Origin of the sequence: Xanthomonas sp. NCPPB 4467 (assembly GCF_041475665.2) — a bacterium.
In the GTDB taxonomy this organism is placed as follows: Bacteria; Pseudomonadota; Gammaproteobacteria; order Xanthomonadales; family Xanthomonadaceae; genus Xanthomonas; species Xanthomonas dyei.
Genome location: NZ_CM191260.1, coordinates 367,474 through 383,416, shown reverse-complemented (window position 1 = coordinate 383,416; position 15,943 = coordinate 367,474). Strand labels below are relative to the sequence as shown.

General features: G+C 65.7%; 14 protein-coding genes and 1 other RNA gene. 9 read left to right on the top strand and 6 right to left on the bottom strand.

Features of this window, described 5'->3' with window-relative positions; genetic code table 11:
* Nucleotides 1-33: 33 nt before the first annotated feature.
* On the top strand, nucleotides 34-420 hold the full coding sequence (locus ACCQ06_RS01560) for a MerC family mercury resistance protein (RefSeq protein WP_228324921.1): 387 nt from the start codon (nucleotides 34-36) through the stop codon (nucleotides 418-420).
* A gap of 289 nt (nucleotides 421-709) precedes the next feature.
* On the opposite strand, the gene ACCQ06_RS01555 is transcribed toward ACCQ06_RS01560, so the two are convergent.
* From ACCQ06_RS01555 to ACCQ06_RS01545, 3 genes are all read right to left on the bottom strand, one after another.
* Nucleotides 710-2,428 (bottom strand): ExeM/NucH family extracellular endonuclease, encoded by a 1,719-nt coding sequence (locus ACCQ06_RS01555; RefSeq protein ID WP_316689939.1) that lies wholly within the window; start codon nucleotides 2,426-2,428, stop codon nucleotides 710-712.
* Between the two features lie 300 nt (nucleotides 2,429-2,728).
* Nucleotides 2,729-2,804: non-coding RNA, sX9 sRNA (locus tag ACCQ06_RS01550), on the bottom strand.
* Between the two features lie 61 nt (nucleotides 2,805-2,865).
* Complete coding sequence (locus ACCQ06_RS01545; protein WP_316689938.1) at nucleotides 2,866-3,384, bottom strand: c-type cytochrome; 519 nt, start codon at nucleotides 3,382-3,384, stop codon at nucleotides 2,866-2,868.
* 281 nt (nucleotides 3,385-3,665) lie between these two features.
* Between ACCQ06_RS01545 and ACCQ06_RS01540 the strand changes: the two genes are divergently transcribed.
* Genes ACCQ06_RS01540 through ACCQ06_RS01525 form a run of 4 tightly spaced genes read left to right on the top strand, consistent with a single transcriptional unit; the run spans nucleotide 3,666 to nucleotide 6,604 of the window.
* Complete coding sequence (locus tag ACCQ06_RS01540; RefSeq protein ID WP_104615289.1) at nucleotides 3,666-4,310, top strand: DUF4198 domain-containing protein; 645 nt, start codon at nucleotides 3,666-3,668, stop codon at nucleotides 4,308-4,310.
* A 37-nt stretch (nucleotides 4,311-4,347) separates the two neighbouring features.
* Nucleotides 4,348-4,659 carry a DUF3649 domain-containing protein gene (locus ACCQ06_RS01535; protein WP_316689937.1) on the top strand — a complete coding sequence of 104 codons (312 nt, stop codon included), beginning with the start codon at nucleotides 4,348-4,350 and terminating at the stop codon, nucleotides 4,657-4,659.
* The gene (locus tag ACCQ06_RS01530) at nucleotides 4,656-6,272 is read left to right on the top strand and encodes a PepSY-associated TM helix domain-containing protein (protein ID WP_228324916.1); all 1,617 of its coding nucleotides are present in this window, start codon (nucleotides 4,656-4,658) and stop codon (nucleotides 6,270-6,272) included. The genes ACCQ06_RS01535 and ACCQ06_RS01530 overlap by 4 nt, the downstream gene beginning before the upstream one ends.
* Nucleotides 6,269-6,604, top strand: a complete 336-nt coding sequence (locus tag ACCQ06_RS01525; RefSeq protein WP_228324915.1) for a DUF3325 domain-containing protein — start codon at nucleotides 6,269-6,271, stop codon at nucleotides 6,602-6,604. Before ACCQ06_RS01530 ends, ACCQ06_RS01525 begins: the two co-directional genes overlap by 4 nt.
* A 201-nt stretch (nucleotides 6,605-6,805) precedes the next feature.
* Here ACCQ06_RS01525 and ACCQ06_RS01520 read toward each other — a convergent pair whose 3' ends face one another.
* The 3 genes from ACCQ06_RS01520 to ACCQ06_RS01510 form a co-directional block, all read right to left on the bottom strand.
* The gene (locus ACCQ06_RS01520; protein WP_104615293.1) at nucleotides 6,806-7,333 is read right to left on the bottom strand and encodes an RES family NAD+ phosphorylase; all 528 of its coding nucleotides are present in this window, start codon (nucleotides 7,331-7,333) and stop codon (nucleotides 6,806-6,808) included.
* A complete protein-coding gene (locus ACCQ06_RS01515; RefSeq protein ID WP_039424385.1) occupies nucleotides 7,330-7,704 on the bottom strand; it encodes a hypothetical protein in 375 nt (124 codons plus the stop codon). The genes ACCQ06_RS01520 and ACCQ06_RS01515 overlap by 4 nt, the downstream gene beginning before the upstream one ends.
* Before the next feature lie 87 nt (nucleotides 7,705-7,791).
* Entirely contained in the window at nucleotides 7,792-8,409 is a 618-nt protein-coding gene (locus ACCQ06_RS01510) for a TetR/AcrR family transcriptional regulator (RefSeq protein WP_082473618.1), read from the bottom strand.
* Nucleotides 8,410-8,538: 129 nt separating this feature from the next.
* On the opposite strand from ACCQ06_RS01510, the gene ACCQ06_RS01505 reads away from it, so the two are divergent.
* The 4 genes from ACCQ06_RS01505 to ACCQ06_RS01490 all read left to right on the top strand — a co-directional run bounded on the left by ACCQ06_RS01505 (nucleotide 8,539) and on the right by ACCQ06_RS01490 (nucleotide 15,766).
* Nucleotides 8,539-9,702, top strand: a complete 1,164-nt coding sequence (locus ACCQ06_RS01505) for an isovaleryl-CoA dehydrogenase (RefSeq protein WP_104615295.1) — start codon at nucleotides 8,539-8,541, stop codon at nucleotides 9,700-9,702.
* A 10-nt stretch (nucleotides 9,703-9,712) separates the two neighbouring features.
* Nucleotides 9,713-11,323, top strand: coding sequence for a carboxyl transferase domain-containing protein (locus ACCQ06_RS01500; RefSeq protein WP_228324914.1), 1,611 nt, complete (start codon nucleotides 9,713-9,715; stop codon nucleotides 11,321-11,323).
* 225 nt (nucleotides 11,324-11,548) lie between these two features.
* A complete protein-coding gene (locus tag ACCQ06_RS01495) occupies nucleotides 11,549-13,576 on the top strand; it encodes an acetyl/propionyl/methylcrotonyl-CoA carboxylase subunit alpha (protein ID WP_228324913.1) in 2,028 nt (675 codons plus the stop codon).
* 102 nt (nucleotides 13,577-13,678) lie between these two features.
* Nucleotides 13,679-15,766: a S9 family peptidase gene (locus tag ACCQ06_RS01490; RefSeq protein ID WP_228324912.1), complete on the top strand. Its 2,088-nt coding sequence runs from the start codon at nucleotides 13,679-13,681 to the stop codon at nucleotides 15,764-15,766.
* The last annotated feature ends 177 nt before the right edge of the window (nucleotides 15,767-15,943 follow it).

Genomic DNA, 15,943 nt, shown 5'->3' with positions numbered 1-15,943 from the left:
ACTATATAACAATTACTCAACGAGACCGTGTCCATGCGTGCAACCGCTTCGTTACTGGATACCTCGGCCATCGCCTTGTCCGGCCTGTGCCTGCTGCATTGCCTGGCACTGCCTCTGCTGGCCGTTGCGCTGCCACTGCTGGGTGCCTGGAGCCGGGCCGAATGGGTGCACGTGGTGTTTGCCGCTGCGGCGGTGCCGCTGAGCGGTTTCGCGCTGTGGAGCACGCATCGACGCCACGCGCTACCGGCGCCGGTGTGGGCGTTGGCGGGACTTGGACTGGCCGGCCTGGCGTTGGGCGCCAGCGGCATTGCAGGCGGTACCCTGGAAACCCCCATCACGGTCACCGGCAGCCTGCTGCTGGCCAGCGCGCATCTGCTCAATCTGCGGCTGCGCCGCCGCGTGGGGCGGTGTGAGAGCTAAACCTGCTGCGGCCCGGCCCGGCCTAGACAGCGTTGTAGACGATGGCGTTCAAACTGCGCGCAGGCGGTGCAATCACACGCGCTGATGGCCGTTTTGGCGAAGACTCGCCGCTGCGATCGCTGCACCGGCTATCGGCGCGATGGCGTTTGCCGGCGTCGCTGCTGCACACGCGCCTGATCGCAGGCATCGGCGACAACATGCCTTCGTGATCCGGCAACACGGCGACGTATGTAGTTGGCCGCTGCATGCGCGCACCAGCACCGCTGCGATCACCGCGCCCCGGCGTCGCCTACAACGAAAAGCCCAACAACACCGGGTCGTGATCGGAGCTGCGCCACGGGCCGGGAAGGTTGCGCTTGGCGTAGCCGGCGGCGTCCATCGCATCGGCATTGACGTGCCATTCCACTGCGCCGCGCAGTTGCTTGGCCATCGCCGGGCTGAGCAGCGCATGGTCCAGGCGCCCGCTCATGCCGTCGTAGACGTAGCTGTAGGGCTGCTTCACCCCAGCCACCGCAAAGGCGTCCTGCCAGCCGCTGGCGCGCAGGCTGCGCATCGGCGTTTCCATTGCGTAGGCGTTGAAGTCGCCCAGCAACACGGCCAGCTTGGTCTGCGCGCCGGTCGGGTCGGTCTGCAGCCATTGGTGCAGGCGCTTGGCCGATTCGGTGCGCGTGGCATTCCAGCACGCTTGGCCGTCCTGCTGGTCGGCATCGGCGCCGCTGGCGTTGCCGCAGCCCTTGGACTTGAAGTGGTTGGCGACCACCACGAAGGTGGCGCCGCGGCTGCTGCGGAACGCCTGCGCCAGCGGCACACGGCTGTGGTTGTCGAACGGCCCGCCGGTTAGCGTGGCCGGCTTGCCCACCGGGGTAACCTGCGAGCTGCGATAGAGCATGCCGACCCGGATCGCGTCTTCGCCCGGGCCGCTGGCGGTATCGACAAACTGCCAGTCCTTGTCCTTGCCGGCGGCGTTGAGCGCGGCCACCAGCTGCGCGATGGCCGCGTCGGGGCCGTTGCCGTCGTTTTCCAGCTCCATCAGCGCAGCCACGTCGGCCTGCAGCGGCACGATGGTGGCAACCAGCTTGGCCAGCTGGGCCTGGAATTGCTCATGCGTGCGCGCGCCGCGCTTGGTCGGGAAACCGCCGCCGCGGCCATTGCCGTTGAAGAAGTTCTCCAGATTGAATGAGGCAATGCGCAGATCGCCGCCGACCTGCGGCGCCACCGCCGTCGGCATGGCCGGCAGCGTGAGCGAGTTCAGCACCTGGATGCGGTATTGGCCGTCGTAGCGCTGGTCGACGATGCCGTCGACCGACTTGAGCAGGCTGCCGCTGCGCAGCACCGCCTCGGGTTGCAGATATGACACCGTCTTGGGGCTGCGTCCATTGCGCGCATCGTCCAGCAGCACGCGGCGGCGCGCGTTCTCGGTTTCGACCTGGGCAAAGGCCGGGGTGCCGGCGGCGGCCACTTCGCTCGGCTGCCACAGCCGCCCGCCGAATGCGGCGACCAGCTCGCCGTAGGTGTCAAGACGGTCGCTGCCGTTGAGCGTCAGCGCGGCGATGCGCACGTGCTCGCCTTCCAGCGCTTCCCAATTGGATGGCGGCCCGCTGAGCATCCGCACCGGCACCGGCTGGCCGCTGGCGAGCCGTTCGATGCTGCTGGCATCCACCGACGTCAGACTCGCCTCGCCGCCTGCCGAGACCTCGCGCACTGTGCCGACGATGCGGACGCGATCGCCCACCGCCACCTCGGCATTGCCGGCACCGGTGACGAACAGCCCATGCGAGCGCCGCGGCTCGAAGCCGGGCTGCTGCACGAACAGGCCGGCCAGCCCGGCACGCGTATCGGCGGTGACGATGCCTTCCACGTCGACCACGCGGCCGTCGTAAGGACTGCGGGTGTCCTCGCCCTGTACATCGGCAATCGACAAACGCTGCGGCGCGCTATCTGCCGCGCTGCATAGCAGCGGCGCCAGCACACCGATCACACCGAGCACAAGCAGCGGGCAACGCGACATCGAAACACTCCAGAAAATGGATCAAACGCAAACGCCGCCCCAAAGGCGGCGCGTGATGGCAGGGGCGCAGAGGCAGGCTAACAAACCGCAGTGAAGTGCCGCCAGATCATCCGTCGGCAGATGATGCAGAACAGATGGTGCAAACCAATGGCCGCGGGTGAGCGCGGTTGTCGTGCGGCGCTGACTGGCCGACCGTGCAACGAAGCGCAATCGACCCGACAAGCCGCCTCAGCAGACGCCCCCACCGCAGTGGACACGGGCCGGCCTTCAGCCAGGCCCGATCCCGCAACGACTTGAAGCGGTTAGCAAAACGTAGCGAACAGTCGTCAGCTGGGTGTGGACGGCGCGGAGGAACCGGAGTGGACGCGTGGACCATGCCGCACCCAGCACCGGCCGCGCTCGCCTGGCGGTGAGTACAGTCGGTTTGTTAGCTGCTCTTATTTCAGATTGCCCAGCATCCAGTCGACAGTGGCGCGCACCTGTTCTTCGGTCAGCCCCGGGTTGCCACCCTTGGGCGGCATGATGCCGCCATCCGGGCCGGTGTAGCCCTCGATCGCGTGCTTGTACAAGGTGTCCTTGCCCTGGGCGATACGCGCGTCCCAATGCGAATGGTCCAGCGTCGGCGCCTTGCCCACGCCGGTGGTGTGGCAGGCGGTGCACAGGTTGTTGAAGATGGTCTTGCCGTCGGTGGTGCCACCGTAGGCGGACTGCGAGGATGCCTTGGCCAGCGCGGCCGCCTGGGCCGCAGCCTGTGCGGCTGCACCGGTGGTGCCGGCATACACCGCGCCAGCCGGTGCGATGCGCTGCTGTACGCGCTTGGCGGCAGTCGGCGAGACATCATCGGGAATGGCACGTTGCAAATAGGCTGCCAGGGCGATCAAGCCCAGGGTGATCACCACCAGTAAACCGATCACCATCGAGAATTTTTTCAGGAACTCGAGGTCGTAATTCCGCACGCGCTCACCCCTGGCTGTTGGTCGAAGACCTCTGCTAGCGCCGGAGTATAGAGCACAGTTCATGCCAGTCTGACCAGCGTGCATGACAGTTTTTGCCGCGATGTGCGCTGCGCCCTGACGGGCTGTCGCTCCCGTGCGCGGCCACGCTCGCGCCCGCCGACGAATTGCCGCAATGCCGCATGACACGTTGGTCTCTGCGAAGGGAATTGCGTATCATTCCCATCAACCCACGGTGACGCGCCTGCTGCCTCGCCCGGTCCCGTCTACGAGGAGTCGCCGCCATGAAGTCCTTCCTGCTGTCCTGCCTGGCTTTGGCCAGCATCAGTGTGTCCGCCCAGGCCCACGAAATCTGGATCGAACGCGATGGCAGCGGCCCGGTCCGCATCTTCTTCGGCGAGCCCGCGCAGGAGACCCTCGACCACGGCCAGGACGAGATCAAGCGCGTGGTCAAGCCGAGCGTGTTCGGCACCGCCGGCAAGGCTGGCGCCCTGACGCGCGGCAACGACGTCCTGACCGCGCCGCTGGCTGGCGCCGGCGATGCATGGCTGCGCGATGACAGCGTGTTCGAGCCGTGGAAGGGCGAAGCCGGCGGGTTCGAGACGGTGAGCTATTACGCTCGTGCCGGGCGCAGCACGCCGGCGGGCAAGCTCGATCTGGAGCTAGTGCCCACCGCCGCCAACGGCAGCACGCTGACCGTGCTCTATCGCAACAAGCCGCTGCCCAAGGCCGAGGTCACCGTGATCGACCCGCAGAAGTGGCAAAAGACCCTGACCTCCGACGACAACGGCCAGGTCACCCTGCCCGCGCTGCGCGCCGGTCGCCACATCCTGGTGGTCAACAACAAGGAGCCGGTGACGCGTGAGATCGCCGGCAAGCAGGTGTCGATGGTGCATCACATCAGCACACTCACCTTCGTCGCCGAATAAGCATCGCTCCCGCTCATCCACGTCTGCCGCCCGCCTGATGTCCAGCGCATCGCCCCTGTCGCTTCCGTGGTTCCGGCGCCCGTGGCTGGGCGTGCTTGCGCGCACGCTGGCGGCGATTTTCGGCGGCTACGCGCTGGCCAGCGCGACTAATCTCTTGCTTGCACTGGTCTTGCCGTTGCCGCGTAGCGAAGCGGTGCTGACCAGCATGCTGGTGGGCATTGTGGTGTGTGCGTGCGCGCCGCTGTGGGCATTCGCCACCGCCAACGTCTGGCGTGCCTGGGCCGGCATTGCAGTGCCGGCAGCGCTGATGTTTGCGCTGGCGGGCTGGCTGCAACGGGGTATGGCATGAAGCAGGGATTCCGTCAGTCGATGGCTTGGTTGCATACCTGGACCGGGCTGCTGGTCGGCTGGGTGTTGCTGCTGATCTTCATGGGCGGCACGGCCAGTTATTACCGCGACGAAATCAGCCGCTGGATGCGCCCGGAGCTGCCCACCACCACGGTGAGCACAGAGATCGCACTGCGCAGCGCCGAACGCTATCTGCAAACGCATGCGGCCGATGCGTTGAGCTGGAACATCACCTTGCCGGAAACGCGCAACCCGGTGGTGAGCATGTACTGGCAAAACCCTGCGCCCGCCGACGGCAAACCGGCAGGCCGTGGGCAGCTGTACGGCAATGCCATCATCGACCCGACCACCGGCCAGGAGATCGCCGCGCGCGACACGCTCGGCGGCGAATTCTTCTACCGGCTGCATTTCGATCTGCATTATCTGCCGGTGCTGTGGGCGCGCTATATCGTGGGGTTCTGCGCGATGTTCATGCTGGTGGCGATCATCAGCGGCGTGATCACGCACAAGAAGATCTTCAAGGACTTCTTTACCTTCCGCCCGGGCAAAGGCCTGCGCTCGTGGCTGGATTTCCATAACGTCAGCGCGGTGACCGCGTTGCCTTACCACGCGATGATCACCTATACCGGCATCGTGACCTTGATGTTCATGTACCTGCCGTGGGGCATCAAGGCACGCTACGCCGACGACGAGATGCGCTTCTACGACGAGTCGGCCAACCGCGTAGCAGACACGCGGCAAGCGGCCGGTACGCGGGCGCCAATGCTGCCGTTGGGGCAGTTTGTGGAGCGTGCGCGCCGCGATCTGCATGGGGCCGACATCGGCAACGTGGCGGTGTCGCTGCCCAACGATGCGCATGCCGCCGTTGGCGTGAGCCAGTTGGCAGCCAAGCTGTCCACCACCGCGCCGTCGATGCTGTACGACGCGGTCAGCGGCGAGCGCTTGCAACGCAGTCGCGTGCCCGGTGGCGCGAGCGAAACACGCGGCGTGATGGTCGGCCTGCATATCGCGCACTTCGCCGGCCCCTGGTTACGCGTGCTGTTTTTCAGTTCCGGACTGCTGGGCTGTTTGATGGTGGCCAGCGGCGTGGTGATGTGGGCGGTGAAAGAACGGCCCAAGCATCTGAAGGCCGGCCGTATCGGGTTTGGATTGCGCCTGGTCGATGCACTCAATATCGGCACGGTAGCCGGCTTGCCGATCGCCTTTGCCAGTTTCTTCTGGGCCAACCGACTGTTGCCGGTGACGCTGGAATCGCGCGCGGCGATGGAAGCGAACCTGTTCTTCGCCGCCTGGGGCACTGCGTTGCTGGCCGCCTTTGTGTGGCCGCGTCGCGCGATGTGGAGCTGGCAGCTGTACATAGGCGCCGCCTTGTTCGCGCTGGTGCCGCTAGTCAACGCACTGACCACCGACGTGCATCTGGGCGTGACGCTGCCGGCCGGGCAATGGGCGCTGGCCGGTGTCGATCTGGTCTGCCTGGGCCTGGGCGTGTGCCTGGGTATCGCCGGCTGGCGCCTGCAACGGTGGAAGGCGCCGCAATCGGCAGCCGCGCGCCGCGCACGCACCAAGACTGCGACTGCGGTGCAAAACAACGTCCCCGTGCAGGAAGGCGCATGAGCGTGCTGCTGTTGCTGACGCTGAATTTTTCCGGATTCGCCGCGCTATGCCTGTCCATGGAAAAACATAAGCACGAGGTGCGCGGCCGCAACCTGGACGCGGCCCGCACGCGGCAGCTGCGCATCGTTGGTTGGGTGCTGTTGCTGTGCACGTTTGGCCTCGCGGTGCGTGCGCAGGGCTGGGGCATCGGGCCGGTGCTGTGGCTGGGGACATTGACCGCTGCAGCGGCACCGTTATCGCTGTGGCTGCTGCCGTATCGACGTGGAGCGATCCTGCCTGCCGCGCTCGTCGCACCAATGCTGGCCGGCATGGCACAGCTGCTGGCTGGTTGAAGTAGGGCGCGATGTGGTCGCGGTGGCAGTACGCTGATTCGTGATGGTTGCCGATGCCATTCGCGCACCCGGCATTGCTGCATCCGTGTGCAATACCAGGCAATCTGCAGGACATTGATGGGCCGCGTATTCGCAGCAGCGCAACCACAAGTACACCCGGTGAGCTCGATGCAGGGTCTGCACCTGCCGCGCATCTCGCCGCTACGCCGATGTAGGCGGGTCGCCCCAACTGCGGCCATCGCGCGGCAGGCGCCCATCGTCGAGCACGCGCAGCACCTCATCGGGCTGCAGCATGTCCAGGAACAGCACCACGTTGACGCCGTTGGGCGCCGCCATGCTGGGGAAGATCACGCCGGGAATCAGCGCCTCGCGCAGCATGTCGCCAAGCACCCAGCTGACCGGCTCGACCTTGTTGACCAGGGCCTTGCGCCAGTCGTCGGTCCAGTCGGCCCATAGCGCGTCCCAGCTTGCGTCGAGCAGGCGCAGGTCGGCCAGCGCAGGCAACGCGGCCGCATAACTGACCAGCGTAAACGGCGGCAGAAACGGCGCCGCCTGCGCATATTCGGCAGCGGCGGTGTCCAGTTCCATGGCCAGATACAGCGCCGGCTGACCGAAGCGGTTGAAGCGCCCGCCGGATCGCGCGGCGCCCGCACCACTCAGCGGTTCGGCGGCCCAGCGCGGAGTGAAGGCGCGATACAGCGTGCAGTGCGCCGGGGCGCTCAGCCTCAACCCGCGGCCCCGGCGGCGACGGTGCGCAGATACGTCAGCGCGTCGTCGGTGCGGCCCTGCTTGACCACTTCCAGCAGCGTGGCGAATTCGAACGCCGGGATCGGCGTGTTTTTGAGATGGAACACCACTTGGTGCTCGTCCGGCTGGATCTGTGCCATCGCCACCAACAGGCGCGACAGGTTGCGCAGCAGATCCTGCACGCGCGGACTCTCCGGGTGCACGCGCAGGCTGTTGCGATGCACGCCGGCAAGCTCGGCCAGCTCCTGCTGCGACAACTCCAGCAGGCCTGCCATGGCCGACGGCGAGAGGATGGTGCGATCGGGCGCGCGTAGCCGCTCGGTCAGGGACAGCGGATTGAGGACGGCGACCATGATATGTGCTTCGATAAGGAGTGCGCACAGTATATGCACAGTAATCCGCCTCCATCCAGCACAGCCGGACACATGGTCAGTGCATGCTCAGGCGGGCGCGGCTGCGCCCACGGCGCGCAGGCAGAAGCCGCAGATCGCCTCCACCAAGTGCTCGCCCTGCTGCGGGTCGCCCCGGCTGGGGGCAATCGGCCCGACCAGGGCTTCGGTAAAGGCGCCGACGATGCAGGCCGCGGCCGCATCCAGCGACTGCTCGGGGAACTCTCCGGCTGCCACGCCTTCGGCGAGCAGCTGACGAAACACCTCGCCAAACAGGCGACGGCCACGGATACGTTCGGCATCCACCTCGCTCTCCACCGGCTCGGCGATGAAGGCGTACGCGAGCGCCGGGCCGGCCAGCGCACGTCGCACAAAGGTGGCGATGGCGCTGCGCAGGCGCTCGGCCGCGCTGGCATCGGTGGTGGCGATGGCGCGCAGGATGGCCATCTCGCGCTGCACCGCCGCGTCGAGAACTTCGACGAAAAGCTCGGCTTTGGATGGGAAATGCCGATAAATCTGCCCGGTCGAGACCCCGGCGGCGGCGGCGACCGCAGTGATCGGGGCATTGCGATAGCCGCCTTCGGCGATCAGGGCGCGGGCCGCGTGCAGGATGCGTTCGCGATTGCCGGCCAGGCGTTCTTCCATCAGGGCGGAGCGTCGATAAGCCATGGTGTGATTCTGGGTTCAATAGTTGAATTTTAGTTCACTTTTTTGTCGCGGACCGCTAGGCTGCCCCACATACGCCGTGCGGCTCGCCCGCTCCCACCCGGCACGTCCCGATCCTTGTGGAGTCGCTCCATGCATGTGCCGTCCTTGAACTTCGAGCTTGGCGAAGAGATCGATCTGCTGCGCGAAAGCGTCGCGGCGTTCGCCAGCCACCATATCGCCCCGCTCGCCGCCGCGGCCGATCACGACAATGTGTTTCCGTCGCAGCTATGGCGCCTGTTCGGCGAACAGGGCCTGCTCGGGCTCACCGTGGAAGAAGCATACGGCGGCAGCGGCATGGGCTACTTGGCGCATGTGGTGGCGATGGAAGAAATCTCGCGCGCCGGCGGCGCCATCGGGCTGTCCTACGGCGCGCATTCAAACCTGTGCCTCAACCAGCTGCGCAAGAACGCCAGTGACGAACAGAAGCAGCGCTACCTGCCCAAGTTGTGCACTGGCGAACACGTGGGCGCGCTGGCGATGAGCGAGGCCGGCTCCGGCTCGGACGTGGTGTCGATGAAGCTGCGCGCCGACGCGCGCGGCGACCGCTTCGTGCTCAACGGCAGCAAGATGTGGATCACCAACGGCCCCGATGCCGATGTGCTGGTGGTGTACGCCAAGACCGACCCGGATGCAGGCGCACGCGGCATCACCGCGTTCATCGTCGAAAAGGGCATGCCCGGGTTTTCGACCGCGCAGAAACTCGACAAGTTGGGCATGCGTGGCTCCAACACTTGCGAATTGGTGTTCACCGACTGCGAGGTGCCCGCCGAAAACGTGCTGGGCACGCTCAACGGTGGCGTGCGCGTGCTGATGTCCGGGCTGGATTTCGAACGCGTGGTGCTGGCCGGTGGCCCGCTTGGACTGATGGCCGCCGCGATGGATGTGGTGTTTCCGTATGTGCATGAGCGCAAGCAGTTCGGCGAGCCGATCGGTACCTTCCAGTTGATGCAGGCCAAGCTGGCCGACATGTACGTCGGGCTCAATGCCTGCCGCGCGTACGTGTATGCGGTGGCGCGCGCCTGCGATGCGGGGCGCACGACGCGCCAGGATGCAGCCGGGGCGATCTTGTACGCTGCCGAAAAGGCGACCTGGCTCACCGGCCAGGCAATCCAGGTGCTGGGCGGCAACGGCTACATCAACGACTACCCCACCGGGCGCTTGTGGCGCGATGCGAAACTGTACGAGATCGGCGCGGGCACCTCGGAGATCCGCCGTATGTTGATCGGCCGCGAGCTGTTCGAACGCACCGCCTGACGGAGCCACCATGAGCGTGATCACCAGCCAGCTGCAGATCAGCAGCGACAGCTTTCAGGCCAATGCCGCTGCGATGCGCGTCGTCGTGGATGACTTACGCCGCACCTTGGCGCACACAGCGCTCGGCGGCAGCGAGGCCGCGCGTGAAAAGCATGTCGCACGCGGCAAGCTGCTGGTGCGCGCACGCATCGACGCGCTGCTCGACCCCGGCAGCGCCCTGCTGGAAATCGCGCCCTTGGCGGCGCATGGACTGTACGACGATCAGGTGCCGTGTGCGGGCGTGGTGGCCGGCATTGGCCGCGTCTCCGGCGTGGAATGCGTGATCGTGGCCAACGATGCCACCGTCAAGGGCGGAACGTATTACCCGATGACGGTAAAAAAGCATCTGCGCGCGCAGGAAATCGCGCAACAGAATCGCCTGCCTTGCATCTATCTGGTCGATTCCGGCGGCGCATTCTTGCCACTGCAGGATGAAGTGTTCCCCGATCGCGATCACTTCGGGCGCATCTTCTACAACCAGGCCAACCTGTCGGCGCAGGGCATCCCGCAGATCGCCTGCGTGATGGGGTCATGCACCGCCGGCGGTGCGTATGTGCCGGCCATGAGCGATGAAACAGTGATCGTCCGCGAACAGGGCACGATCTTTCTCGGTGGCCCGCCGTTGGTCAAGGCCGCCACCGGCGAAGAAGTCAGCGCCGAAGAGTTGGGCGGCGCCGATGTGCACACGCGCATCTCCGGGGTGGCCGACCATTTTGCCGACAACGATCTGCAGGCGCTGGCGCGCGTGCGCGCGATCATTGCGCAGCTCAACTGGCGCAAACCGGCTGCATCGTTGGCGCTGCAGCCGCCATTGCCGCCGCGGCATGCCGCCGACGAGTTGTATGGCGTGATCCCCGCCGATACGCGCAAGCCGTTCGATGTGCGCGAAGTGATCGCGCGCATCGTCGACGACTCGCAGTTCGACGAATTCAAACCGCGCTATGGCAGCACTATGGTCACCGGCTTTGCGCACCTGCACGGCTACCCGGTGGGCATCATCGCCAACAACGGCATCCTGTTTTCCGAGTCCGCGTTGAAGGGCGCACACTTCATCGAGTTGTGCACGCAACGTGGCATTCCGCTGGTATTCCTGCAGAACATCACCGGCTTCATGGTGGGCCGCAAATACGAACATGGCGGCATCGCCAAAGACGGCGCCAAGCTGGTGATGGCGGTCGCCTGCGCCAAGGTGCCCAAGTTCACCGTGGTGATCGGCGGCTCGTTCGGTGCCGGCAATTACGGCATGTGCGGCCGCGCATATTCGCCCAATTTCCTGTGGATGTGGCCGAACGCGCGCATCGGCGTGATGGGTGGCGAGCAGGCCGCAAGCGTGTTGGCCACGGTGCGCCGCGACGGCATCGAAGCAAAGGGTGGCGCGTGGTCGGGCGACGACGAAGATGCCTTCAAGGCGCCGATCCGCGCGCAGTTCGAGCAGCAGGGCCATCCGTACTACGCTAGCGCTCGGCTGTGGGACGACGGCATCATCGATCCGGCCGATACACGCCGTGTGCTGGGCCTGGGCTTGTCGGCGGCGTTGAATGCGCCGATCGAGCCAACGCGTTTTGGCGTATTTCGCATGTAAGCGGCAGCGTGTGCTGGCAGGCACTGCAGGTGTTGCCGGCTGCGCGCTGCGCTTGCTCCATCGCCAGACAGGTAGCGTGTTCGACCAGATGTCAGCGTCACCCGTCCGTCTCCAACGCATGCATCGCACCTGCTGTCTTCGCACAACGACACATCCGCGCTTTTAATCGCACGACTTTAATCGCACGACTGCCGGCCACGCTGGCGATGTGCAGAGACCGACCCGATGACACAGCACGACTCCATCGCCACAGCACCGCAGCGGCCGTTCGACAAGATCCTGATCGCCAATCGCGGCGAGATCGCGTGCCGGATCATGGCGACCTGCCGCAAGCTCGGTATTGCCACGGTGGCGGTGTATTCGGACGCCGACCGCGATGCGCGGCATGTGCGTCTGGCCGACGAAGCGATCCATCTCGGCCCGGCACCGGCGCAACAGAGCTATCTGCGCGGCGATGCGATTATCGATGCGGCACGCGTCAGCGGTGCCCAGGCGATTCACCCCGGTTACGGATTTCTTTCTGAAAACGCCGCGTTTGCCGAGGCCTGCGCGCGGGCCGGCATTGTGTTCATCGGCCCGCCTGCGAGCGCGATTCGTGCGATGGGCGACAAGAGCGCCGCCAAGGCCTTGATGGAACGTGCGGGCGTGCCGTTGACGCCGGGCTATCACGGCGACGAACAAGCGCCTGCGTTTTTGCGTGCGCAAGCCGATGCCATCGGCTACCCGGTGTTGATCAAGGCCAGCGCCGGCGGTGGCGGCAAGGGCATGCGGCGGGTCGATACCAGCGCCGCGTTCGACGAGGCATTGGCCAGCTGCCAGCGTGAGGCGCAATCGGCGTTCGGCAATGCGCACGTGCTGGTGGAGAAATATGTCGAGCGTCCGCGGCATATCGAGATCCAGGTGTTCGGCGATACGCAGGGCGAGGTGGTGTATCTGTTCGAACGCGATTGCTCGGTGCAACGCCGGCACCAGAAGGTGCTGGAAGAAGCACCGGCACCCGGCATGACCGAAGATCGCCGCGCGGCGATGGGCAAGGCAGCGGTGGATGCGGCGCGCGCGGTGGGATACGTCGGCGCAGGCACGGTGGAATTCATCGCCGGGCCGGATGGCGATTTTTACTTCATGGAAATGAATACCCGGCTGCAGGTGGAACACCCGGTGACCGAGTTGATCACCGGCACCGATCTGGTCGAATGGCAACTGCGCGTGGCCGCAGGCGGGCCACTACCGCAACGCCAGGATGCGCTGCGTATCCACGGCCATGCATTGGAAGCGCGTCTGTATGCCGAAGATGCCGACCGCGGTTTTCTGCCGTCCACCGGTACCCTGCGCCAGCTGGAGTTGCCGGCTGCCAGCGCGCATGTGCGCATCGATGCAGGCGTGGAGCAAGGCGACACCATCAGCCCGTATTACGACCCGATGATCGCCAAACTCATTGTCTGGGATGTCGACCGCCCCGCCGCACTGGCGCGTATGCGCGAGGCGCTGGCACAGGTGCATGCAGTGGGCGTCACCACCAACAGCGCGTTCCTTGCGCGTCTGGTCGGCACCCACGCGTTTGCGACGGCCGATCTGGATACCGCGCTGATCGAACGCGAGCAGGCGGCGCTGTTTCCGCAGGTAACCGCACCGCAGCTTGCATGGTGGTGCCTGGCAGCGGTGTTGTTTGCCGAACACGCGCCAGTCGCCAGCACTGATCCGGCCGACCCTTACTCGCCGTGGCAGGCCCGCGACGGATGGCGCATCGGCCTGCAGGCTGCACGCAGCGTGACACTAGAGGCCGCCGGCGAGCGCCGCGTGCTTGCATTGCGCCCAACCGCCGATGCCTGGCAGGTCACGCACGCAGGCGCCACACACACGCTGCGCTACCACGCACACGACAGCGCGCTGCGCGTGGAGCTGGACGGCCGGCAATGGCGCGTAGAAGCGCTGCACGACGGCTCCGCGGTGACCTTGCGCGATGCCACGCGCAGTGCGCTCTTCCGTCATCACGATGCCCTGGTCGAGGCCGATCAACCGGCGCACGCCGGAGGTGGCCTGACTGCGCCAATGCCCGGCCGCATCGTGTCGCTGACCGCACCGGTAGGCGAACCGGTGACGCGTGGGCAGGCACTCGTGGTCATGGAGGCGATGAAGATGGAGCACACCTTGCACGCCCCCAGCGACGGCACGGTGCAGGCCTACCTGGTGACCGAAGGCGATCTGGTCGCCGATGGCACCTTGCTGGTGGAATTCGTGTCCGCGAAAGCGTAGCCCCACCCGGCAGGGTGACCAACGGCACGTCCGCGCGCGTCGGTCCTGGTCTTAGCGTGGCAGTATCGGCTGGATTGGCCGCGATCCCCACCGGAGACTTTCATGCAACGCCTGCTTCTTGTTTCCAGCATGCTGCTGGCCTTGTCCGCCTGCAGCGACAAGACCGCACCGGCCGACAGCACTGCGGCGACCCCGACGCCGGCTGCCACGCCTGCACCAGCGGCGGCGCCGGAACTGATCACCCGCGACGCGCTGTTCGGCAATCCCGAGCGCGCAAACGTGAGCATCAGTCCGGATGGCAAATACCTCAGCTGGGTGGCTCCGCTGAACGGCGTGCTTAACGTCTGGGTCGCGCCGGTGGATGCACCGGATCAGGCACGCGCCATTACCAAAGACACCGCGCGCGGCATCCGCAGCTATTTCTGGACCCATCACACCGACACCTTGTTGTACCTGCGCGACAACGGCGGCGACGAGGATTTCCATCTGTTCTCGGTCAACCTGAGCGATGGCAGCAGCAAGGATCTCACCCCGTTCCAGAAAACCAATGCCGAGGTGTTCGGGGTCAGCGCGCATCACCCGGAATCGATCATGGTCGGCATGAACGACCGCGACGCCAAGTGGCATGACCTATATCGGGTCGATCTGGCATCGGGGAAGCGCACCCTGGTACAGAAGAATACCGACAATCTGGACACCTATCTGCTCGACGGCGATTACCAGCTGCGCTACGCAACCCGTGCCACCGACGATGCCGGCAGGGAGTTGCTGGTGGCCGATGGCAAGGCGTGGAAGAGCGTGGATCGCATTCCGTTCGAGGATGTCACCAACACCTCCCCGCAAGGACTGACCGACGACGGCAAGACGCTGTACATGCAGGATTCGCGCAACCGCGATACGTCCGCGTTGTACGCCATCGACACCGCCAGCAATGCACGCACGCTACTGTTCGAGAACGCGAAGGTCGACGTCGGCAGTACCTTGAGCGACCCCAAGACCGGCGTGGTACAGGCGGTGTCTACCGATTATCTGCGCGAAGAATGGAAGGCGCTGGACACCGGGATCGCTGCCGACCTGCAGAAACTCAAATCGCTCGGACCCGGCGATGCCGCCGTGGCCGCACGCACGCTCGACGATCGCACCTGGATCGTCGCCTACTCGGCCGCGGAAACGCCGACGACTTATTACCGCTACGACCGTGGCGACGGCGGCAAGCTGAGCAAGCTGTTCTCCGCCCGCCCCGCGCTCGAGGGCAAGCCGCTGGTGCCGATGTGGCCGCAGGCACTGACCGCGCGCGATGGTCTCACCCTGGTCAGCTACCTCACTCTCCCCGCCGAAGCCGACGCCAACCACGACGGCAAGGCCGACAAACCGGTGCCGTTGGTGCTGTTCGTGCATGGCGGGCCTTGGGCGCGCGACAGCTATGGCTACGGTCCTTACGAACAATGGCTGGCCAATCGCGGCTACGCGGTGCTGTCGGTGAATTTCCGCGGCTCCACCGGCTTCGGCAAGGCCTTTACCAACGCCGGTAACGGCGAGTGGGCCGCCAAGATGCACGACGACCTGCTCGACGCGGTGCAGTGGGCGGTCAAGCAGGGCGTCACCAAGCCCGACCAGGTCGCCATCATGGGCGGCAGCTACGGCGGCTACGCCACACTGGTGGGCATGACCTTCACGCCGGACGCATTCAAGTGCGGCGTGGATATCGTCGGGCCTGCCAACCTCAATACCCTGCTCGGCACCGTGCCACCGTACTGGGCCAGCTTCTACAAACAGCTGACCAAGCGCATGGGCGACCCCGCCACCGAAGCCGGCAAACAATGGCTGACCGAACGCTCACCGCTGACCCATGTCGAGAAGATCAGCAAGCCGTTGCTGATCGGCCAGGGCGCCAACGACCCACGCGTCAAACAGGCCGAGAGCGACCAGATCGTCAACGCGATGAAGGCCAAGAATATCCCGGTGACCTACGTGCTGTTCCCCGACGAAGGCCACGGCTTCAGGCGCCCGGAAAACAGCAAGGCCTTTAACGCGGTGACCGAAGCGTTCCTGAGCCAATGCCTGGGCGGCCGCGCGCAACCGATCGGCGCCGACTTCGAAGGCTCCAGCATCACCGTCCCGGAAGGCGCCGACAAGGTCACCGGCCTGAGCGACGCGTTGAAGACGCATACGCAGGCGATTCGGAAGTAGGCCGGAACGTCACTCTTACGTCACGCTTTGCATCTGTGAGAGCGCTCGCCTGTCCGGCGGGCGCCGATCGCAGTCTCCGGCAGAACCGGTGAATCATGGCCCGAATTGCGTGATCGTCGAATGGAACATCAACAGGCGATCCCGGCAGCACATGCATGTGAAAGACGACCAGCTCAA